Source organism: Curtobacterium sp. MCLR17_044 (assembly GCF_003234435.1).
In the GTDB taxonomy this organism is placed as follows: Bacteria; Actinomycetota; Actinomycetes; order Actinomycetales; family Microbacteriaceae; genus Curtobacterium; species Curtobacterium flaccumfaciens.
In genome coordinates this window covers 115717-135202 of record NZ_QKTC01000003.1, presented here as the reverse complement: position 1 = coordinate 135202, position 19486 = coordinate 115717, and the positions used below count along the sequence as shown (strand labels likewise).

Genomic DNA, 19486 nt, shown 5'->3' with positions numbered 1-19486 from the left:
CTGCCGGGCGCACGCCGTGCCTCCAGGCCGCCTGTCAGCGCACCTGGAACGTCAGCGCACCTGGAACGTCAGCGCACCTGGAACGTCAGCGCACCTGGAACGGCGTGCCGAGCGGCAGGCGCTCCGCCAGCGCCGTGATGTCGTCGTTGTGCATGCGGATGCAGCCGTGCGAGGCGGCGGTGCCGATGCTCGACGTGTCCTCCGTGCCGTGCAGCCCGATCTGGCCGGGGCCACCACCGAACGAGTTGAGCACGTCCGAGAACGCCGTCGTGCCGTACGCGTACGGGCCGTAGCCCTCGTTGGTCGGCGCGAGCAGCTCGGTCAGCGCGAACCGACCGGTCGGCGACGGGGTACCCCCGGTCCCGGTGGCGACGGGGTAGCTGTCGACGACCTTGCCGTCCTTGTACAGGTCGAGCGTCTTCGTCGAGCGGGTGACGACGATCGCGTACGGGTCCTCGGTCAGGGTGACGGCGCTGGTCGGCACCCAGCCGGTGCTGCCGTTCGGGCGCTGTGCGAGCTGCACCTCCGCCCAGCCGTCCTGCTGGTCGACGACCCGGAAGACGAGCGGGGCACCGGACGCCTGCGGGTTCTCGAGGGTCTGTGTCGCCGTGCCGCCCGCGCTCGCGCTGACCGGGACGGACGCGCCGGTGACGGCGGCGACGGTGGTGCTGGCCGGGGCGTCGACCGCGTCGACGGGCGCTGCCGACCGGGTCGGCTCCGGTGTCGTCGTGGGGGTGGGCGTCGGTGCCGCGACGGACCGGGTCGGTGTCGGGGCGGGCGCGGCTGACAGGGGACCGAGCGCGACGAACGCGACGGCCCCCGCACAGACGACGGCCACGGCGGCGGCGATCACAGTCGCACGCCGCCGTGGCTCGGTCGGGAGGATCGGCAAGATCAGCCCGTGAAGTTCGCCGTTCCGGGCACCGGGACGGCGACCGGTGCCGTGCCCGGGTCACCGGCAGCGGCCGGGTCGGCCGTGACGGTGAGCGCGGCCTGCGCGGCCTGCGCCGACGAGGCGCCGACGAGACCGACGCTGTACGCGCCGGCGGTGTTCACGAAGTCGGCGGGCAGGACGATGGTGCCGGAGACGTTGCCGTCGGCGTCGGCGCGGAACGCGACCCCGGGGATGTCGGTGCCCTGTGCGCCGGTGCCGACTCCGGCGCCGACGAGCTCGTTCGGAGCGAAGCCCGAGCCCTGGATGCGGACTCCGGTGGTGGTGGCCTCGGTCAGCGTGGCCGTCGGGGTGAGGAGCTCGGCGGCCGCGGTGGGCTGCGGCGTGAAGTAGGTCGTGGTGTCGTCGACGCGGAGCGCGGAGATCGAACCGCTGGCGTCGGCGGCGAGCGACTGACCGTTCGCCTCGAGCGGGGCGGCGAGGCTCTTCAGCTCGCTGCTGGGCAGCGCGCTCGGTGCCGGGGTGCCGTCGACGGTCGGGGCCGGGGTGGGCTCGTCGGTCGGAGCGGGCGTCTCGGTCGGCTCGGGCGTCGGCGGGGCCGTGGTGTCGGCGGCGACGTCGATGCCGACGTAGACGACGTACCCGACGACCTGCGCGTCGGCGGCCTCGAGGTCGGCCGTGAGCTCCGTCGTCGACTCGACCTCGCCGGTCGCGGGGTCGATCCAGTTGCTGGTGCCGTCGGAGATGCCGACGCCGTCACCGGTCTCGGGCGCGTCCGTGGCGAAGACCACGGTCTGCGCGCTGGTGTCGCCGCCCTCCTGGACCGCGAGACCGAAGCTCGTCGCGCCGGTGGTCGTCATGCTGATGCCGGCGGCGAGGGCGGGGACGCTGCTCGCGGGCACGGGCTCGTTCAGGCCGCGGACCAGGCCGACGGCCTCGCCCTCGGAGACGGACAGGCCGTCCTCGTCCAGCGTGGCGTGGTCGGTGATCGAACCGCCACCGTCCAGGTCGGTCACCGACGCCCAGTACCACTGGTCGGTCAGCGGGAAGGTGCCGGTCGGCGCGGCGGTGAAGTCGTCGGCCGAGTCGGTCCAGGTGACGATGGCCGAAGCAGCGGTGCTCGTCACCAGGGCGGTCGAGACCGTCGGGACGAGGGCGGCGGAGACGCCGAGCACGGTGGCGCCGACGGCGGCCGCGGTGATGCGAGAACGAAGCACGGTGTGGAGATCCATCCGGTCAGTGGACAGGGTGCATCCACTGCGACGCCCCCCGTGCTGAGATGTACTCAGCGATACGAACCTATCGAACCGCTCAGGATTCCGCACCCCCCGGACGCGGATCCGATGACGGACCGACGACCGTCCGGCCGCCGGTCCGTCGTGCTCAGACGTCGAGGTGGTCGACCAGCTCGTCCGCCAGGCCCGTGTAGGTCGCCGGCGTCAGGTTGGTCAGCCGGGCCTTCGCGCCGTCGGAGATGTCCAGACGGTTCACGAAGACGATGAGGTCCTGCTGGCTCACCCGCTTGCCGCGCGTGAGCTCCTTGAGCATCGCGTAGGGGTCCTCGATGTTCGACTGCCCGGCGGTGACCTCGGCACGGATGACCGTCTGGATCGCCTCGGCGAGGACCTCCCAGTTGTGGTCGAGGTCGTCGGCGAGCTTGGCCTCGTTCACGGCGATCTCGCCCAGTCCGCGGCGCAGGTTGTCGAGCGCGAGCAGCGAGTGCCCGAACGCGACGCCGATGTTCCGCTGCGTGGTGGAGTCGGTCAGGTCGCGCTGCAGTCGGCTCGTCACGAGGGTCTCGGACAGCGTCGAGAAGAGCGCCGACGAGATCTCGAGGTTCGCCTCGGCGTTCTCGAACTTGATCGGGTTGATCTTGTGGGGCATCGTCGACGACCCGGTGGCACCCGCCACGGGGATCTGCGTGAAGTACCCCATCGAGATGTAGGTCCACACGTCGGTGGCCAGGTTGTGCAGGATCCGGTTGGCGTGACGCACCCGGTCGTAGAGCTCGGCCTGCCAGTCGTGCGACTCGATCTGCGTGGTGAGCGGGTTCCACGTCAGGCCGAGGCCCTCGACGAACTCGCGGGACAGCGCGGGCCAGTCGGCCTCGGGGTCGGCGGCGAGGTGTGCCGAGAAGGTGCCGGTCGCGCCGGAGAACTTGCCGAGGTACTCGCCGCCCTCGATCTGGGCGAGCACACGCTCGAGTCGGTAGACGACGACCGCGAGCTCCTTGCCGAGCGTCGTCGGGGTGGCCGGCTGACCGTGCGTGTGCGAGAGCATCGGCACGCTCCGCAGCTCGACGGCGAGCGTCCGGAGCTTCTCGAGCACGGCACGGAAGCCGGGCAGCCAGACCTGGTCGACGGTGTCCCGCACGGTGAGTGCGTAGGACAGGTTGTTGACGTCCTCGCTCGTGGCGGCGAAGTGGGTGAGCTCGGCGATCGCGTCGAGCCCGAGCTCGGACAGTCGGCGGCGCACGAAGTACTCGACGGCCTTGACGTCGTGACGGGTCGTCGCCTCGATCTCGGCGAGCTCCGCGATCTGGTCCTGGCCGAAGGTCTCGACGATCCGGCGCAGTGCTGCCTTGTCGTCGACGCTGAGCGGCGAGGTGGTGAACATCGCGTGGTCGGTCAGGAAGATGAGCCACTCGACCTCGACCACGATGCGCGCGCGGTTGAGGCCGGCCTCGGAGAGGTGCTCGCCCACCGTGTGCACGATCGGGTAGTAGCGCCCGTCGAGCGGGCTGATCGGCTGCGGGGGAAGGGGGGTCATGGGGCTCCCTGACGGACTGCCGGCTCGAGCTGGTGGAAGAGCGCCCGGCAGGCCCGTTCGACGGTCGAGAGCACTCGGTCGAACTCGTGCCGGTCCGCGTAGTACGGGTCCGGCACGTCGGCCTGCTGGGGCCAGGCGGCGTCGTACCGCAACAGGAGCGTCACCTTGGCGGAGTCGTCCATGGTCGGGGCCCACGAACGCAGGATGCGCTCGTGGGAGCGGTCGAGTGCGACCACCAGGTCGAGGTCCGGGAACCGGTCCGGGTCGAACTGACGGGCGCGATGCCTGCTGCCATCGTATCCGCGCGCCGCCAGCGCTGCGATCGTGCGCTCGTCGGCGGGTTCGCCGACGTGCCAGTCACCGGTGCCGGCCGACTCCACGTGGAACCGGTCGGCCAAGCCGGCGTCCGCGGCGATCTGCGCGAACACGACACCGGCCATGGGGGAGCGGCAGATGTTGCCGCTGCAGACGAACGAGACGCGGAACGGGGCGTCGACGTCCTGGGTCATGAGCACATCATGACGCAGGGCGGGGTCCTCCGCGAGGTCCGCCGGGGTCACGCCCGCTGGCGGTTGAGCACCGGGCGGGCGAAGAGCCCGATCAGCCAGGCGAAGACCGCGAGCACGAAGGCGCCGACGATGCCCCAGCCGAAGGAGTCGACCTCGAGCCCGAAGCCGAACGCCTCCGAGATGCCCGCGACGATGAGCAGCAGGATCGCGTTCACGATGAACGAGATGAGCCCGAGCGTGAGGATGTAGAGCGGGAACGCCACGATCCGGATGAGGGTGCCGATCACCGCGTTCACGAGACCGAACACGAACGCCACGAGCAGGAAGGTGAGGACGGTCGCAGTGGTCCCGCCGTCGCCGAACGGCGTCACGGAGACGCCGCTGACGATGAGCGTGGTGAGCCAGAGCGCGAGGGCGTTGACGACGAGGCGGACGAGGAATCGCATGCGCCCATGATGCCCTCGTTCCCCTCGTGGGTGCCGTGGGCCTGCCGGTAGCCTGGACCCGTGAGCGAGCAGCGTGTGCACATCCGGCCCGAGGTGGCCGTCCTCCCCGCGTACAAGCAGGGGCGACAGGCGTCCGACTCCGCCTTCAAGCTGTCGAGCAACGAGAACCCGTTCCCGCCGCTCCCCGGGGTCGTCGAGGCCGTGCAGGCCCAGACCTCGTACAACCGCTACCCCGACGCCACCGCCCTGGCCCTGCGCGCCGTGCTGGCCAACCGCTTCGGGCTGACCGCCGAGCAGGTGCACGTCGCCCCGGGCAGCGTCGCGATCCTGCACGAGCTCGCCCGCGCGACCTCCGGCCCTGGTGACGAGATCGTCTACGCCTGGCGCTCGTTCGAGGCGTACCCCGGGGTCGTCACGGTCGCCGGCGCCACGAGCGTGCAGGTGCCGAACCGTGCGGACGGCGGGCACGACCTCGACGCGATGGCCGCGGCCGTCACCGAGCGCACCCGCATGGTGCTCGTCTGCTCGCCGAACAACCCGACGGGGCCGATCGTGACCGCCGCGGAGTTCGACGCGTTCATGGCCGCGGTGCCGCAGTCGGTGCTGGTCGTGCTCGACGAGGCATACGCCGAGTTCGTGACCGACGAGGCCGCCGTGCACGGCCACCCGCTGCTCGCCGCGCACCCCAACCTCGTGGTCCTCCGCACCTTCTCGAAGGCGTACGGGCTCGCCGGGCTCCGTGTGGGCTACGCGCTCGGTCCGGACTACGTCCTCGACGCCGTCCGGGCCTGCGCCATCCCGCTGTCCGTGACCGCCCAGGGCCAGGCGGCGGCGCTCGCCAGCCTGGAACGCGAGGCCGAGCTGCTCGAGCGCGTGACCGAGATCGCGGCCCTGCGCGACCGGATCGTCGTCGAGCTCCGGGCACAGGGCTGGGACGTCCCCGACGCCCAGGGCAACTTCCTCTGGCTGCCGACGGGCGAGCGGACGGCGACCGCGGCGGCCGCGTTCGAGGACGCCGGCATCATCGTCCGGGCCTTCCCGCCAGAGGGCATCCGCATCTCGATCGGCGAGCGCGAAGCTGTGGAAACGCTCCTCCAAACAGCCCGCTCACTTGTGGGGGACCTCCAGGTGGCCGACTAGTGCCTGGCGCTACGCTGGCCCGCATGTCATTCCGCGCCGCGGCTCCCGCGACGACCACCGTCCGGCTCCTCGACCCCGAGGGTCGGTTCGTGGAGACCGACGAGAACGCCGAGTTCGCCGCCGCCGCGCGGGCGATCCCCGACGAGACCCTGCTGGCGATGCACCGCCGCATGGTGCTCACCCGTCGGTTCGACCACGCCGGCCACAACCTCCAGCGCACCGGCCAGCTCGGCCTGTGGGTGCCCAGCCACGGGCAAGAGGCGGCGCAGACCGGCTCGGCCTTCGCCCTGCGCGCCCAGGACCACGTGTTCCCGTCGTACCGCGAGCACGCCGTCACGATGCACCGCGGCGTCGAGCCGATGGAGATCATCGCGATGTACCGCGGGCAGACCCACGGCGGGTGGGACCCGGACCAGCGCGGCAACACGCACATCTCCACCCTGGTGATCGGCTCGCAGACCCTGCACGCCACCGGGTACGCGCTCGGCCAGAAGCTCGACGGCGACGTCGGCACGGGCGACCCGGACCGCGACGCCTGCTCGATCGTCTACTTCGGCGACGGCGCCACCAGCCAGGGCGACGTGAACGAGGCCTTCGTGTTCTCCGCGTCGACCAAGGCCCCGGTCGTCTTCTTCCTGCAGAACAACCACTGGGCCATCTCGGTGCCGGTGTCGGTGCAGTCCCCGACGCCGCTCGTCGACCGCCCTCGCGGCTTCGGGATCCCGAGCGTCCTGATCGACGGCAACGACATCCTCGCGTCCTACACGGCCTCGGTCGTCGCGACCGAGCACGCCCGCAGCGGCCAGGGCCCGGCCTTCATCGAGGCCGACACCTACCGCATCGGTGCGCACACCAGCTCCGACGACCCGAGCCGGTACCGCGCCGACGGCGAGCTCGAGGAGTGGGTCCTGCGCGACCCGATCGTCCGGTCCGAGGCGTACCTGCGCTCGAAGGGCGCGACGGACGAGCAGTTCGCCGCGTTCGACGAAGAGGGCGAGGACATCGCCGCCGACGTCCGACGCCGCACCGTCGCCCTGACCGCACCGTCCGTCGACGTCATGTTCGACAACGTGTACCGCGAACCGCACCCGCGGATCACCGAGCAGAAGGCCTGGCTCGCCCAGTACGAGGCCGGCTTCGAAGGGGGCGCCCACGCATGAGCACCACCGAGCAGCTCTTCGACTACACCCTGCGCTCCCACCCGGGCGCCGGTGAGGTCCCGAGCGACCCCACCCCGACCCTGCCGATGGCCAAGGCCCTGAACGCCGGGCTCGCCGCAGCCATGGAAGCGGACGACAAGGTCCTGCTGATGGGCGAGGACATCGGCCAGCTGGGCGGCGTCTTCCGCATCACCGAGGGCCTGCAGGACCGCTTCGGCGCCGAGCGCGTGCGGGACACCCCGCTCGCCGAGGCCGGCATCATCGGCACCGCGATCGGCCTCGCCCTGCGCGGCTACCGCCCGGTCGTCGAGATCCAGTTCGATGGCTTCGTGTGGCCCGGCTTCGACCAGATCACCTCGCAGCTCGCGAAGATGGCGAACCGCCTGCCGGCACACATGTCGCTGCCCGTCGTCATCCGCATCCCCTACGGCGGCCACATCGGCGCCGTGGAGCACCACCAGGAGTCCCCGGAGGCGTACTTCGCGCACACCCCGGGACTGCGGGTCGTCAGCCCGAGCACCCCGAACGACGCCTACTGGATGATCCAGGAAGCCATCGCGTCGAAGGACCCGGTGATCTTCCTCGAGCCGAAGTCCCGCTACTGGCCCAAGGGCCAGGTGGACCTCGTCGACGGCCACGTCCCGATGCACACCACCCGCGTCGCCCGCACCGGCACCGAGGTCACCCTGGTCGGGCACGGTGCCATGGTCGCCACCCTGATGCAGGCGGCGGACATCGCCGAGGCCGAGGGCACCAGCTGCGAGGTCATCGACCTCCGCTCGATCTCGCCGATCGACTGGGAGCCGCTGCTCGCCTCCGTCCGCAAGACCGGTCGCCTGGTCATCGCACAAGAGGCCTCCGGCTTCGTCAGCGTCGGCAGCGAGATTGCCGCGACCGTCGCCGAGCGGGCGTTCTACACGATGCAGGCACCGCCGCTGCGGGTCTCCGGCTTCGACGTGCCGTTCCCGGTGTCGAAGCTCGAGCACCTGCACCTGCCGGATGCCGACCGCATCCTCGAGGCCGTCGACCGCGCCCTCGCCTACTGACCCGTCCGACCGAGCACGACCAGACCCGCGAAGGAGCCGTAGTGGCCGCCGCCGAATTCCCCCTGCCCGACGTGGGTGAAGGTCTCACCGAGGCCGAGATCGTGCAGTGGCGCGTCGCGATCGGGGACGAGATCGCCGTCGACCAGGTGCTCGTCGAGATCGAGACCGCGAAGTCGCTCGTCGAGCTGCCGTCGCCGTTCGCCGGCACCGTCACGGGTCTGCTCGTGTCCGAGGGAGACACGGTCGAGGTCGGCAAGCCGATCATCCGCGTCGACTCGGACGCGTCGGTCGCCTCCGGTGCGGCCCTCACGCCGCCTGCGGAACAGCCTGGAGGCGCGGCGCCCGTCGCCCAGACCGCCCCGGTCTCGCCCGTGGTCGCGTCCACCCCGCCGGCCCCTGCCGCCCCGTCGGCTCCGGTCGCGCAGACGCCGCCCGCTCCGGCGCGCGCTGCTGCCCCCGCTCCGGCCGCAGTGGCGCCGGCCGCCGCTGCTGCCCCTGCACCGGCGGCGCCGGTGCAGCCGGTCGCCGTCGACGCGACCGTCCAGGGCACCGACGAGTCCTCCGGTGCCGTCCTCGTCGGCTACGGCTCGGCGACCTCGTCGCCCTCCCGTCGCAAGCCGGGCGCCCGCCGGGCCGCAGCGCTCGCGGCCGAGGCGAGCCGCGCCTCCAGTGTGGACACCGCCGCAGCGGCGGAAGCCTCCGTCGACCCGGGCGAGGAGAGCACCGCCGAGGCGATCAGCGCCCTCGGCACGGGCTCCGCGCACAAGCAGAGCACCGCGACCAACGTGCTGGCGAAGCCGCCGATCCGGAAGCTCGCGAAGGACCTCGGCGTCGAACTGACCGAGATCGTCGCGACCGGTCTGGCCGGCGAGGTCACCCGCGACGACGTCATCCGGCACGCGAAGCAGGCCAGCGTCTTCCGGAACATCGAGACGCCCGAGTGGGGTGAGGTCCGCAGCGAGACGATCCCGGTCAAGGGCGTCCGCAAGGCCATCGCCACCGCGATGACCACGTCCGCGTTCACGGCACCGCACGTGTCGCTGTTCGTCGACGTCGACGCGACCCACACGATGGAGTTCGTCAAGCGGCTCAAGGCCTCGCCGACGTTCGCCGGCGTCAAGGTCTCGCCGCTGCTCATCGTCGCGAAGGCCGTCATCTGGGCCGTCCGCCGGAACCGCTCGGTGAACTCGACCTGGACCGACCGCGAGATCATCGTCCACCACTTCGTGAACCTCGGCATCGCCGCGGCGACCCCGCGCGGGCTCATCGTGCCGAACATCAAGGACGCGCAGGACATGTCGCTGCTCGAGCTGGCGCAGGCGCTCGAAGAGCTCACCCTGACCGCCCGCGACGGCAAGACCACGCCGAAGCAGATGGCGAACGGCACGGTGTCGATCACGAACATCGGTGTGTTCGGCATGGACACCGGGACCCCGATCCTCAACCCGGGCGAGGTCGCGATCGTCGCCATGGGCACGATCAAGCCGAAGCCGTGGGTCGTCGACGGCGAGGTCCGTTCGCGCATGGTGACCACGATCGGTGCGTCGTTCGACCACCGGGTCGTCGACGGTGACGTGGCGTCCCGCTTCGTGCACGACGTCGCCTCGGTGCTCGAGGAGCCCGCGCTCCTGCTCGACTAGTGTCGGTCGTTCCGCTTCGTGAGCAGAAGTGGTCGGGTTGCTTCGAGCCACTCGACCATTGCTGCTCACCATCTGCGGGCTTCCGCAAACGTCGCGTGGTGTTCACACGGATGTCGGGGGTCGGCGGCATGATCGGTGCATGGTCCACCAGCTCCTGACCCCCTCGCAGGAGATCCGAACGGATCGCCTCCTGCTCACCCCGCTGACCCCGGCCGACATCGACGACGTGCACGCGCTCTTCTCGGACGCCCGCACGTGGCAGCACCTGCCCACGGGTCGGCACGTGGCGCGGAGCTCGAGCGTGGACATGGTGCAGCGCAAGATCGGCGGTCGTGCACGCCACGGCCTCGGGTCCTGGGCGGTCCGCAGCGCCTCCGACCACGCCTTCGTCGGTGTGGGCGGGGTCGACATGACCGCCGGTGGGGTCTGGAACCTCGGCTACCGTCTGGCGCCCGCGGCATGGGGGCAGGGTTTCGCGTCCGAGATCGCCCTCGCTGCCGTGCGTGCCGCCGCCGACACCGCTCCGGACGTCCCGGTGACCGGCCGGGTGCTCACGAACAACCCTGCTTCTGCAGCCGTGCTGCGTCGTGCCGGGCTGTCGCTGGTGTGGCAGGGGGCTCCGGCTGCGCAGAACCGTGCGGCCGCCGGCGTCGAGGGGCAGGTCTGGACCGATCGGCTGCTCTCCGACGAGCAGTTCGCCTGGCTCGTCGCCAACGCCTGACCCGTCAGCCAGCGGGTCCGCCGAGCGTGATGCTCCGTGCGGCGCGGGCTTCGACCGATGACGAGTGTGTCGCGATCAGGACGGCCGCTCCGTCGGCCGCCAGCTCGCCCAGCAGGTCGAGCACCATCGCGGCGTTGTCGTCGTCGAGGGCACTCGTCGGTTCATCGGCGAGGATGACCGACGGACGCTTCACCAGGAGCCGCGCCATCGCGACCCGTTGCTGCTCGCCGCCGCTGAGTTCGTGGATCCGGTCCGTTCCGCGTCCGGCCAGACCGACACGGTCGAGGGCCTCGCCCGTCCGGATGCCTCGGTGTCTGCGCCGTCCGTCCGGCAGGCGAACCAGGTCGAGGTTCGACTGGACCGTCATGTCCGGCACCAATCCGAAGTCCTGGAACAGGTACCCGAGGTGGCGCCGCCGGATCAGTCGTGCCCGCCGCTCGTTCGAGCCCGCCGACTCTCCGTTGATCCGGATCGTGCCGCCGTCGAGCGCATCGACGTGCCCGACACAGTCGAGCAGCGTCGACTTCCCGCAGCCGCTCGGCCCGACCAAGCCGACGATCTCTCCGCCTGCCACCTCGAACGTCAAGTCGTGCCACAGTGCACGGCCTCCGCGACGCTTCGATGCGTTCCGTACCTCGATCATCGTGATCCGTTCCCTCGGTTGCGTGCAGTGCTCCGTGCCGTGACGGCCATGACGACGAGGCTCGTGGCGCTCACCGCCGCGAGCGTCACGAGTGCGAGCGCCCCGGCGACTCCGGCCGACTGCGCGACCGGGTCGAGTGACGATCTGAGACCGCTCCCGTCCGGGCGTTGCGACCACCAGGTGTTGACGACGGCGATGACGGAGATCGAGACCAGACCGGCTTCGATCGTCAGCAGGCCAGCATCGGTGCGGATGGGCGAGACGCCACTGGTGAACTTCGCGAACAGCGCACGGCCGTGACGGCGTCGGTGCGCGATCGTGGCGACCATCCCGAGCATGACGCTGACGGCGAGGGTGCTGACCATGGTGCCCGTCCCGATCGCCACGGTCGTCGCTGCGTGCCGTGCCTGTTCCGCCGCAGACTGACCCACCGCGACGACCGCGCTGAACTCGGCGCGGAGGCCCGACGCGCCGATCGACCGCTCAGCGGCAGCACGGGACGTGAAGACGACGTCTCCGGTCGACAACCACGATCCGAGTTCATCGGCCGAGAAGACGTCGACCGGCGTGGGGACGACCACGATCACGGCATCGTCGAGCCACGCGCGCGACGACGCGTCGTCCGGGTACGAGTAGACCTGCTGGCGGGCCAGCGTGCCGCCGGTGACGTGCTCGAGGAGGGCGTCGGGTGCATCCCGCAACTGCCAGTCGGTCAGACCCTCGACGAGCCGCTCGCGGGAGAGGTCACTGTCGGCAGGCATCCACACGGCGATCTCCGCGCCGTCGGTGGTGATGCGTGCCCCGTCCTCGGAACGGACGTCCTGCAGGGCGAGGTAGCCCTGGTCGACGACGAGCGCAGGAACCATCGACTTCCCTCGGCCACTCGACACCTCGACCGCAGCGGCGAGGAACGCATCACGCCGCTCGAGTGCCGCGCCGGCGAAGTCACCGATGCGGTCCCAGTAGGCCTGCTCCTCGACCGGGCGGGGATCCGGGGTGACCCAGAGCTGGACGGTTTCGCCGGCCGCCCGAAGATCCCGTTCTGCCGTTCCCTGTCGCGCGGTGGTCACTGCCCCGGTCAGTTCGAAGACGGCCGCGATGAGCAAGAGCAGCGCGGGCACCCGTGCGATCTGTGCGACGAGCAGGAGCGCGCCCGCTGGTCGAGCGCCCCGCAGTGCGCCGGCCAACGGCTGTCGACACGCGACCACCGTGCCGATCGTGTGCGCGACGACGACCGGTACGAGCAGCCCCACGCAGAACACCGAGATCGCGGCGGCGAGGGTCGCCGCCGAAGCGAGCCCGTTGTAGAACCAGAGCCCGATGGCGGCGACGGGTGCTCCGATGGCGATGACGAGCACGGCGCTCCGGAGCTCAGCCAGCTCCTGGATGACGATGGCGGCTGTGGTGTCTCCGTGCAGTCGGCGGACTGCGCTGCGGCGAGGGGCCCCGACGGTCGTCATCAGGCAGAGCGCCACGCATCCCGAGACGAGTGCTCCGACCAGGGCCAAGGTCTGATCCAAGCCGTCGGTGACGCCGATGCGTTGCAGGAGCGGCACGCGCTCCACGCTGACCTCGTACCCGGCGTCTGTCAGTGCGCTCACGACGGCTCGCCGAGCGTCGTCGTCCCCGAAGACCGAGTACGAGCCGGTCGGGTCGAACTGGTCGAGTTCCGACATCGGACGGACGGTGGTGGCCATCGACCTCGTGAAGTCCTCGTACCCGTCGAGGAGCCAGCCGGCACCGCGGCTCGAGGGCGCGTCGGTGATGAGCGCCACGCGCCGCGTCGTCGGAGCTTCGCGGTCCGCCACCACCCGTGCGATCGTCGCGTGCTCGGCCTCGGCGACCTGCTCGAGTGCGGTCGCGACCCGCTGGTTCGATCCGGTCTCAGCACCGGCGGCAGCGGTCACCACGGACGAGGCGCCCACGATGCCGGCTTCACTGACCTGCACCAGGCCGATGAAGCCCAGGACGGCAGCCAGGAGGGGCGGGACGAGGTAGGCGAGCGTCACCGATCGGATGTTCATGGTCCCCTTGCGGCGAGCGTGAGCGGGCGCTCCTTCGGGAAGCCGGCTCCTGGCCTCAGCGGTCGCACGTACTTCCTGCGATGCTCGACCGATCGTGGCAGCGGCACAAGACTGATGTCAAGGATCTGAGATTCGTGTTTCACAACGACTGCTACGGGTGGCGTTGGTCTTCCCGGCCTGACTCGCTACTGTGATGGGCACTGGTCATGTCCGCGCATGACCACCGCCCAGGACCAGCAACGGAGCACGAGGGACGCATGACGAGCCGCATCACCGAGGGTGCCGAACCGAAGCACCAGCAGCTGCGGCGCATCCTGCTCGACCTCGTCACCACGCGACTGGCTCCCGGCGCTGCGATCCCGTCCGAACGGCAGCTCATCGCCGAGTACGGCGTCTCGCGGATCACCGTGCGTGAAGCCCTCGGGCAGCTGGTCAACGAGGGCTACCTGGAGCGCGTCCGCGGCAAGGGCACCTTCGTGGCGCACCGGCCCGTGCAGTCGACGCTGCACCTCGCCTCGTTCACCGAGGAGATGCGGGCGATGGGGCACGAACCGACCACCGTGGTGCTCGTGCGCGAGGAGCGGGTACCGCCGGCCGCCACCGCCGCAGCCCTGCGGATCGACCCGGACGTGCCCGCCTTCCACGTGAAGCGCCTGCGGATGGCCGATGGTGCCCCGGTGTCGATCGACGACGCCTGGCTCGTGGCCGACGCGTTCCCGGGTCTGCTCGACCACGACCTGTCCGGGTCGGTGTACTCGATCATCGCCACGGAGTACGGCACCCCGATCGACCGCGCGCAGCAGACCGTCGCGGCGAACCCGGCGGCCGACGACGTCGCGACGTTGCTCGGGACGAAGACCGGAGCGCCGGTGCTCGAGTTCGACCGGGTGTCGTACGCGGGGGAACGACCCGTGGAGCACACCCGCAGCTGGTACCGCTCGGACCGCTACCGCGTGCAGATGGAGGTCACCGCGACCCCCGCGGTCGCGTAGTCCGGCCAGCAACACGAAAGCGACTGTGTGCCGCGGGTGTTCCGCAGTACACAGTCGCTCTCGAAGGGGGAAGTGGCCCTAGACCTCGAAGAGGGTGTCGCCGTCGAGCACCGTGGTGCCGACCGTCCCCTGGTCGACGCTGTCCGCCGTCGAACCGAGCACCACGACCGGGCAGATCGGCGAGTACCCGGCTGCTGAGATCACCGAGGGGGTGAACCGGACGACGGGGTCACCGGCGGTGACGGTGTCGCCCTCGGTCGCGAGGAGCTCGAAGCCCTCGCCGGAGAGCTTCACGGTGTCGATGCCGACGTGCACCAGGACGTCGGTGCCAGCGGCGCCCTGCAGGGCGAACGCGTGCGGGTGCAGCTTCACGATGGTGCCGTCGACCGGGGCCACCGCGGTGATCGCACCCTCGACGCCCGTCGGGTCGACCGCGACGCCGGCGCCGACGAGCTGCCCGGCGAACACCGGGTCGGGCACGTCGGCGAGGGCGACGACCGGGCCGCCGAACGGGGTGCGGACGACGGTCACAGTTCGTCCTGGATGTCCTGGGCGAGGTTGTCGGCGACCGTGCCGACGATGACCTGCCAGCCGGTGCCGCCACCGATGACCGCCTGGGCCCCGGCTGCCTGCAGGGCGGCCTTGTCGACCAGGTCCCCGTCCTCGACCTCGACGCGGAGGCGCGTGATGCAGCCCTCGACCTCTTCGATGTTCTCGGCACCGCCGAGTGCGGCGATGATGTCGGCTGCCTTGATGTCGGCCATCGTTTCCTCCTCGTTAAGGGTTTGCGTCGCAGGTTGACACCGGACCGCTCTCGGATCAGACTACGGAACTGGTCATGACCGGACAGGACCGGACCTGGCGACACCGCCGAGGTTACCTGCGCTGGCTGCACGACTCAACTCACCCCGACAGCTCCACCCAATGACGAGAGGACCTCCGATGAGCGCCACCACTGCCACGGATGTGCCGGAGAAGAAGAAGCCGAAGAAGCAGTCACGGCTGTTCGCACAGGCCCAGCGCCTCGGACGGAGCCTGCTCCTGCCGATCGCGGTCATGCCTGCGGCGGGCATCCTGAACCGCATCGGTCAGCCGGACCTCCTCGGCGCGATCCCCGGCTTCGAGACCGGCGCCGGAGTCATCTCAGCTGCCGGCCAGGCGATCTTCACATGGCTCCCGCTGCTGTTCGCGGTGGGCATCGCGATCGGCTGGGCGAAGAAGTCCGACGGCACCACCGCGCTCGCTGCGGTCGTCGGCTACATGGTCATGTACGAGGTGTTCGCAGTGATGTCGCCGGTCGTCCTCGCCGGGGTCAAGAACGCCAATGGCGAGCAGGCCACGATCAACTACGGGGTGCTCGGCGGCATCGTGATGGGGCTCGTCTCCGCCGTGATGTGGGAGAAGTTCCACCGCACGAAGATGCCCGACTTCCTCGGGTTCTTCTCCGGTCGCCGCCTGGTTCCGATCCTGACGGCCGCTGCGGGTCTCGTCATCGCCGTCGCGATGTCGTTCGTCTACCGCTACTTCGACATCGCACTGACCGCGGCCGGCACCGCCGTCGCCGACAACGCCGTGATCGGCGGCGGCATCTTCGGCTTCGCGAACCGCATGCTCATCCCGATCGGGCTGCACCAGCTGCTCAACTTCTTCCCGTGGTTCCAGCTCGGCAGCTTCACCAACGCGGCCGGCGACCTCGTCCACGGTGACATCCCTCGCTTCCTCGCGGGCGACCCGACCGCGGGCATCTTCCAGACCGGCTTCTTCCCGATCATGATGTTCGCGCTGCCCGCCGGTGCCCTGGCGATCTGGCGCAACGCCAAGCCGCAGAACCGCAAGCTCGTCGGCGGCATCATGATCTCCGCCGCGCTGACCTCGTTCGTCACGGGCATCACCGAGCCGCTCGAGTACTCGTTCATGTTCGTCGCGTTCCCGCTCTACGTGATCCACGCGGTGCTCACGGGTACCTCGCTCGCCCTGGTGAACGCCCTCGGGATCCACGACGGGTTCTCGTTCTCGGCCGGCGCGATCGACTACGTGCTGAACTTCGGCAAGGCGGACGGGGCGATCTGGCTCATCCCGATCGGCCTCGGCTACGCGGTCGTGTACTACTTCCTGTTCAGTTTCGTGATCAAGAAGTGGAACCTCCGCACGCCCGGCCGTGAAGAGGACACGATCGCCGAGAATACGATCGACGCGGCCACCAAGCCGTAGACGCGAGCGTCTCCATAACGGGAGGCCCGGTGCCAGCTGGCACCGGGCCTCCCGCCCGTCTTCGGGTCGCGCTGAGAGCCCTCATAGCGGTTTTGACAATCGTTATCAGTAGGCGTTAGCGTCGTGCCATGCACAACCGCCTCCTCGCCCTCCCGCTCGTCGCCGGCGCCGCCGCGCTCGCCCTGACCGGGTGCGCCACCTCGTCCGCCTCGGGGGAGGCCAGCGGTGACGGCACGATCAACGTCGTCGCCTCCACCAACGTCTACGGCTCGATCGTCAAGACCATCGGTGGCGACGCCGTCACCGTGACGAGCATCCTGAGCGACCCGTCGCAGGACCCGCACTCGTTCGAGTCGAGCGCCCGCACGCAGCTCTCCGTTTCCAAGGCCGACCTGCTCATCGAGAACGGTGGCGGGTACGACGACTTCATGACGACGCTCGCGAACGCCTCGGACACCAAGGCGGACACGATCAACGTCGTGAAGCTCTCCGGGCTCGACAAGGGCGGCAGCGCCGAGTTCAACGAGCACGTCTTCTACAGCTACCCCACGATGGTGAAGCTGGTCGAGGCGGTCACGAAGGACCTCAGCGCGCTCGACGAGAGCGGCAAGGACGCCTTCGAGAAGAACGCCGCCACGCTCACCACCAAGCTCGAGGACCTCGAGTCCCAGACCGACGCCGTCAAGAAGCAGGACTCCGGCGACAAGGTGGCGTACACGGAGCCGGTGCCCGGGTACCTGTTCGACGCGATGGGGCTCGAGAACGAGACCCCGCCGGACTTCTCCGAGGCCATCGAGGAAGGCGACGACGTCCCGCCGGCGGCCCTCCGCGACACCCTCGCGCTGTTCACCGGCAAGCGCGTGCAGCTCCTCGCCTACAACAACCAGGCGTCCAGCCCCGAGACCGAGCAGGTCCAGAAGGCGGCCGAGCAGAACGACATCCCCGTCGTCGGTGTCACGGAGACGCTCCCCAAGGGGCAGGATTACGTCTCGTGGCAGCAGGCGAACATCGACGCGGTGAAGGCAGCGCTCCAGAAGTGACGACCTCGACCGCAGCAGCGGCGACCCCCAGCCCGGCGACCACCACGGTGGACGACCGGGCTGCGGCTCGTCCGGTCCTCGCGCTCCGCGACGCCGGGTTGTCGTACGGCGCCCGGAAGCTCTGGGCAGGCCTCGACCTCGACCTCGCGCCGGGGGAGTTCGTCGCGGTCCTCGGCCCGAACGGCGCCGGCAAGACCTCACTGCTCCGCACCGTCCTCGGGCAGCAGCGGCTCACGAGCGGCACGATGTCGTTCCTCGGGCAGCCGGTGCACCGCGGCCACCGGAAGATCGGCTACATCCCGCAGCAGCGCCTGATGGAGGCGGGGACGCCCCTGCGCGCGCGGGACATGATCGCCCAGGGCGTGACCGGGCACCGGTGGGGGATCCGACGGGCGTCGAAGGCCGACCGGATGCGCATCGACCGGGTCCTCGACGAGGTCGGCGCCACCGCCTTCGCGGACGCCCCCGTCGCCGAGCTCTCCGGCGGCGAGCAGCAGCGCACCCGCGTCGGGCAGGCCATCGCCGCCGACCCCGCCCTGCTGCTGTGCGACGAACCCCTCATCTCGCTCGACCTGCGGCACCAGCGCGGGATCACCGAGCTCATCGACCGTGAGCGCCGGCAGCGCGAGGCCGCCGTGCTCTTCGTGACGCACGACGTGAACCCGATCCTCGACGTCGTCGACCGGGTGCTCTACATCGCCGGGGGTCGGTTCCGGATCGGTTCCCCGGACGAGGTCCTGCGGGCCGACGTCCTGAGCGACCTCTACGGCACGCCCGTCGACGTCGTCCGCACCATGGGACGCATCGTCATCGTCGGGGCGAACGAGGCCCACGAGCACCACCCGGGCGAGGTCGACCCGCACGCCGACCAGCCCGACGAAGGGCGGATCTGATGGACCTGCTGTCGACCGTCTTCTCGTTCCAGGACTACGGCGAGCTCCTCGTGCTCGTGCAGAACTCGATCTGGGCCGGCGCGGTGCTCGGCATCGTCGGCGGCCTCATCGGCCCGTTCGTCGTCGCCCGGAACATGCCGTTCGCCGTGCACGGCATCTCGGAGCTCTCGTTCGCCGGGGCCAGCGCCTCGCTGCTGCTCGGGGTGAACGTGGTGTCCGGATCGCTCGTCGGGTCGGTCATCGCCGCCCTGCTCATCGGGCTCCTCGGGTCGCGTGCCCGGGAACGAAACTCGATCATCGCCGTCCTCATGCCGTTCGGGCTCGGGCTCGGCATCCTCTGCCTGGCGCTCTACAAGGGCCGGGCCGCCAACAAGTTCGGGCTGCTCACCGGGCAGATCGTCTCGGTCGACAACCCGCAGCTGACGTTCCTGATCGTGGTCGCCGCGATCGTCGTGGCGACGCTGCTCGTCATCTGGCGCCCGCTGATGTTCGCCTCGGTCGATCCCGACGTGGCTGCGGCCGCGGGGATCCCGGTGCGGACCCTCGCGATCGTGTTCATGCTCGTGCTCGGGCTGGCCACCGCCGTGTCGGTGCAGATCGTCGGAGCGTTGCTCGTGCTCTCCCTGCTCGTCACCCCGGCGGCCGCTGCCCTGCGCCTCAGCTCGCACCCGGTCGTCGTGCCGGTGCTGTCGACGGTGTTCGCGGTGACGTCGGTCGTCGGTGGCATCCTGCTCGCACTGGGCGGCGGCCTGCCGATCAGCCCGTACGTGACGACCATCTCGTTCGCGATCTGGGTGGTCTGCCGGATCATCGGGTCGCGACGCGACAAGCGGGGACGCAACCGCGTCGCCGGCCGGAGCCAGCGTGGCGGGGGCGAGCCGGGCCTCCAGGCCGGGACGACGTCGACAGCCGGTCGGAAGGAAGAGGTGTCAGCATGAACGCCGTGCAGAAGACCAAGCGGAACACGTGGCAGCGCGAAGCGGTGCGCGGTGCCCTCGACTCGACCGAGGGGTTCGTGAGTGCGCAGGCGCTGCACCAGCACCTGCGGGACGAGGGATCGACCATCGGTCTGGCCACCGTCTACCGGGCGCTCGCCGACCTGGCGACCGAGGGCGACGCCGACTCGCTGCAGCAGGACGGTGAATCGCTGTACCGGGCGTGCACGACGGACGCGCACCACCACCACCTGATCTGCCGGAACTGCGGCCGGACCGTCGAGATCGAGGCGGACCCGGTGGAGCAGTGGGCGCAGGACGTCGCCGCCGCCAACGGGTTCACCAACGCCAGCCACGTCGTCGACATCTTCGGCGAGTGCGCCGTCTGCACGGCAGCCCGCGCGACCGCCGCCACCGACGAGTAA

At 70.5% G+C, this 19486-nt stretch carries 20 protein-coding genes; 11 read left to right on the top strand and 9 right to left on the bottom strand.

The window, feature by feature from the left end:
• Positions 1-85: 85 nt before the first annotated feature.
• The 5 genes from DEJ04_RS03335 to DEJ04_RS03315 all read right to left on the bottom strand — a co-directional run bounded on the left by DEJ04_RS03335 (position 86) and on the right by DEJ04_RS03315 (position 4616).
• A complete protein-coding gene (locus DEJ04_RS03335; RefSeq protein WP_111046239.1) occupies positions 86-853 on the bottom strand; it encodes a L,D-transpeptidase family protein in 768 nt (255 codons plus the stop codon).
• 41 nt (positions 854-894) lie between these two features.
• Entirely contained in the window at positions 895-2109 is a 1215-nt protein-coding gene (locus tag DEJ04_RS03330) for a hypothetical protein (protein ID WP_146248627.1), read from the bottom strand.
• 166 nt (positions 2110-2275) lie between these two features.
• Positions 2276-3661 (bottom strand): adenylosuccinate lyase, encoded by a 1386-nt coding sequence (gene purB / locus DEJ04_RS03325; protein WP_111039742.1) that lies wholly within the window; start codon positions 3659-3661, stop codon positions 2276-2278.
• Positions 3658-4170, bottom strand: coding sequence for a low molecular weight protein-tyrosine-phosphatase (locus DEJ04_RS03320; protein WP_111046276.1), 513 nt, complete (start codon positions 4168-4170; stop codon positions 3658-3660). The genes purB and DEJ04_RS03320 overlap by 4 nt, the downstream gene beginning before the upstream one ends.
• A gap of 47 nt (positions 4171-4217) precedes the next feature.
• Positions 4218-4616 (bottom strand): phage holin family protein, encoded by a 399-nt coding sequence (locus tag DEJ04_RS03315; protein WP_111046237.1) that lies wholly within the window; start codon positions 4614-4616, stop codon positions 4218-4220.
• Between the two features lie 60 nt (positions 4617-4676).
• On the opposite strand from DEJ04_RS03315, the gene DEJ04_RS03310 reads away from it, so the two are divergent.
• From DEJ04_RS03310 to DEJ04_RS03290, 5 genes are all read left to right on the top strand, one after another.
• Positions 4677-5756, top strand: coding sequence for a histidinol-phosphate transaminase (locus tag DEJ04_RS03310; RefSeq protein ID WP_111046236.1), 1080 nt, complete (start codon positions 4677-4679; stop codon positions 5754-5756).
• Positions 5757-5779: 23 nt separating this feature from the next.
• Entirely contained in the window at positions 5780-6916 is a 1137-nt protein-coding gene (locus DEJ04_RS03305) for a thiamine pyrophosphate-dependent dehydrogenase E1 component subunit alpha (RefSeq protein WP_071404900.1), read from the top strand.
• 86 nt (positions 6917-7002) lie between these two features.
• Positions 7003-7962, top strand: coding sequence for an alpha-ketoacid dehydrogenase subunit beta (locus tag DEJ04_RS03300; protein WP_071404980.1), 960 nt, complete (start codon positions 7003-7005; stop codon positions 7960-7962).
• A gap of 41 nt (positions 7963-8003) precedes the next feature.
• Positions 8004-9602 (top strand): dihydrolipoamide acetyltransferase family protein, encoded by a 1599-nt coding sequence (locus DEJ04_RS03295; RefSeq protein WP_111046235.1) that lies wholly within the window; start codon positions 8004-8006, stop codon positions 9600-9602.
• A gap of 139 nt (positions 9603-9741) precedes the next feature.
• Positions 9742-10323 (top strand): GNAT family N-acetyltransferase, encoded by a 582-nt coding sequence (locus tag DEJ04_RS03290; protein ID WP_111030920.1) that lies wholly within the window; start codon positions 9742-9744, stop codon positions 10321-10323.
• Between the two features lie 4 nt (positions 10324-10327).
• Here the strand turns inward: DEJ04_RS03290 and DEJ04_RS03285 are convergent, their stop codons facing one another.
• On the bottom strand, positions 10328-10909 hold the full coding sequence (locus DEJ04_RS03285; RefSeq protein WP_220035542.1) for an ABC transporter ATP-binding protein: 582 nt from the start codon (positions 10907-10909) through the stop codon (positions 10328-10330).
• 53 nt (positions 10910-10962) lie between these two features.
• Positions 10963-12990 carry a hypothetical protein gene (locus tag DEJ04_RS03280; RefSeq protein ID WP_111046233.1) on the bottom strand — a complete coding sequence of 676 codons (2028 nt, stop codon included), beginning with the start codon at positions 12988-12990 and terminating at the stop codon, positions 10963-10965.
• A gap of 257 nt (positions 12991-13247) precedes the next feature.
• On the opposite strand from DEJ04_RS03280, the gene DEJ04_RS03275 reads away from it, so the two are divergent.
• Positions 13248-13982: a GntR family transcriptional regulator gene (locus DEJ04_RS03275; RefSeq protein WP_111046232.1), complete on the top strand. Its 735-nt coding sequence runs from the start codon at positions 13248-13250 to the stop codon at positions 13980-13982.
• Between the two features lie 78 nt (positions 13983-14060).
• Here DEJ04_RS03275 and DEJ04_RS03270 read toward each other — a convergent pair whose 3' ends face one another.
• Both DEJ04_RS03270 and DEJ04_RS03265 read right to left on the bottom strand, forming a co-directional pair.
• Complete coding sequence (locus DEJ04_RS03270) at positions 14061-14513, bottom strand: glucose PTS transporter subunit IIA (RefSeq protein WP_111046231.1); 453 nt, start codon at positions 14511-14513, stop codon at positions 14061-14063.
• The gene (locus DEJ04_RS03265) at positions 14510-14746 is read right to left on the bottom strand and encodes a PTS transporter subunit EIIB (RefSeq protein ID WP_027464959.1); all 237 of its coding nucleotides are present in this window, start codon (positions 14744-14746) and stop codon (positions 14510-14512) included. Before DEJ04_RS03265 ends, DEJ04_RS03270 begins: the two co-directional genes overlap by 4 nt.
• 178 nt (positions 14747-14924) lie before the next feature.
• Between DEJ04_RS03265 and DEJ04_RS03260 the strand changes: the two genes are divergently transcribed.
• From DEJ04_RS03260 to DEJ04_RS03240, 5 genes are all read left to right on the top strand, one after another.
• Positions 14925-16193, top strand: coding sequence for a PTS transporter subunit EIIC (locus DEJ04_RS03260; RefSeq protein WP_111033011.1), 1269 nt, complete (start codon positions 14925-14927; stop codon positions 16191-16193).
• 128 nt (positions 16194-16321) lie between these two features.
• Positions 16322-17233: a metal ABC transporter solute-binding protein, Zn/Mn family gene (locus tag DEJ04_RS03255; RefSeq protein ID WP_071404907.1), complete on the top strand. Its 912-nt coding sequence runs from the start codon at positions 16322-16324 to the stop codon at positions 17231-17233.
• A gap of 47 nt (positions 17234-17280) precedes the next feature.
• A complete protein-coding gene (locus DEJ04_RS03250) occupies positions 17281-18126 on the top strand; it encodes a metal ABC transporter ATP-binding protein (protein WP_051596603.1) in 846 nt (281 codons plus the stop codon).
• On the top strand, positions 18126-19064 hold the full coding sequence (locus tag DEJ04_RS03245) for a metal ABC transporter permease (protein ID WP_071404908.1): 939 nt from the start codon (positions 18126-18128) through the stop codon (positions 19062-19064). Before DEJ04_RS03250 ends, DEJ04_RS03245 begins: the two co-directional genes overlap by 1 nt.
• Positions 19061-19486 (top strand): Fur family transcriptional regulator, encoded by a 426-nt coding sequence (locus DEJ04_RS03240; protein WP_027464954.1) that lies wholly within the window; start codon positions 19061-19063, stop codon positions 19484-19486. The genes DEJ04_RS03245 and DEJ04_RS03240 overlap by 4 nt, the downstream gene beginning before the upstream one ends.

Excerpts from the sequence above, each read along its gene's own strand:
- purB (WP_111039742.1), bottom strand. The coding sequence starts at position 3,661 with ATGACCCCCCTTCCCCCGCAGCCGATCAGCCCGCTCGACGGGCGCTAC.
- DEJ04_RS03320 (WP_111046276.1), bottom strand. The coding sequence starts at position 4,170 with ATGACCCAGGACGTCGACGCCCCGTTCCGCGTCTCGTTCGTCTGCAGC.
- DEJ04_RS03315 (WP_111046237.1), bottom strand. The coding sequence starts at position 4,616 with ATGCGATTCCTCGTCCGCCTCGTCGTCAACGCCCTCGCGCTCTGGCTC.
- DEJ04_RS03305 (WP_071404900.1), top strand. The coding sequence starts at position 5,780 with ATGTCATTCCGCGCCGCGGCTCCCGCGACGACCACCGTCCGGCTCCTC.
- DEJ04_RS03300 (WP_071404980.1), top strand. The coding sequence starts at position 7,003 with ATGGCCAAGGCCCTGAACGCCGGGCTCGCCGCAGCCATGGAAGCGGAC.
- DEJ04_RS03290 (WP_111030920.1), top strand. The coding sequence starts at position 9,742 with ATGGTCCACCAGCTCCTGACCCCCTCGCAGGAGATCCGAACGGATCGC.
- DEJ04_RS03280 (WP_111046233.1), bottom strand. The coding sequence starts at position 12,990 with ATGAACATCCGATCGGTGACGCTCGCCTACCTCGTCCCGCCCCTCCTG.
- DEJ04_RS03275 (WP_111046232.1), top strand. The coding sequence starts at position 13,248 with ATGACGAGCCGCATCACCGAGGGTGCCGAACCGAAGCACCAGCAGCTG.
- DEJ04_RS03265 (WP_027464959.1), bottom strand. The coding sequence starts at position 14,746 with ATGGCCGACATCAAGGCAGCCGACATCATCGCCGCACTCGGCGGTGCC.
- DEJ04_RS03260 (WP_111033011.1), top strand. The coding sequence starts at position 14,925 with ATGAGCGCCACCACTGCCACGGATGTGCCGGAGAAGAAGAAGCCGAAG.
- DEJ04_RS03255 (WP_071404907.1), top strand. The coding sequence starts at position 16,322 with ATGCACAACCGCCTCCTCGCCCTCCCGCTCGTCGCCGGCGCCGCCGCG.
- DEJ04_RS03245 (WP_071404908.1), top strand. The coding sequence starts at position 18,126 with ATGGACCTGCTGTCGACCGTCTTCTCGTTCCAGGACTACGGCGAGCTC.
- DEJ04_RS03240 (WP_027464954.1), top strand. The coding sequence starts at position 19,061 with ATGAACGCCGTGCAGAAGACCAAGCGGAACACGTGGCAGCGCGAAGCG.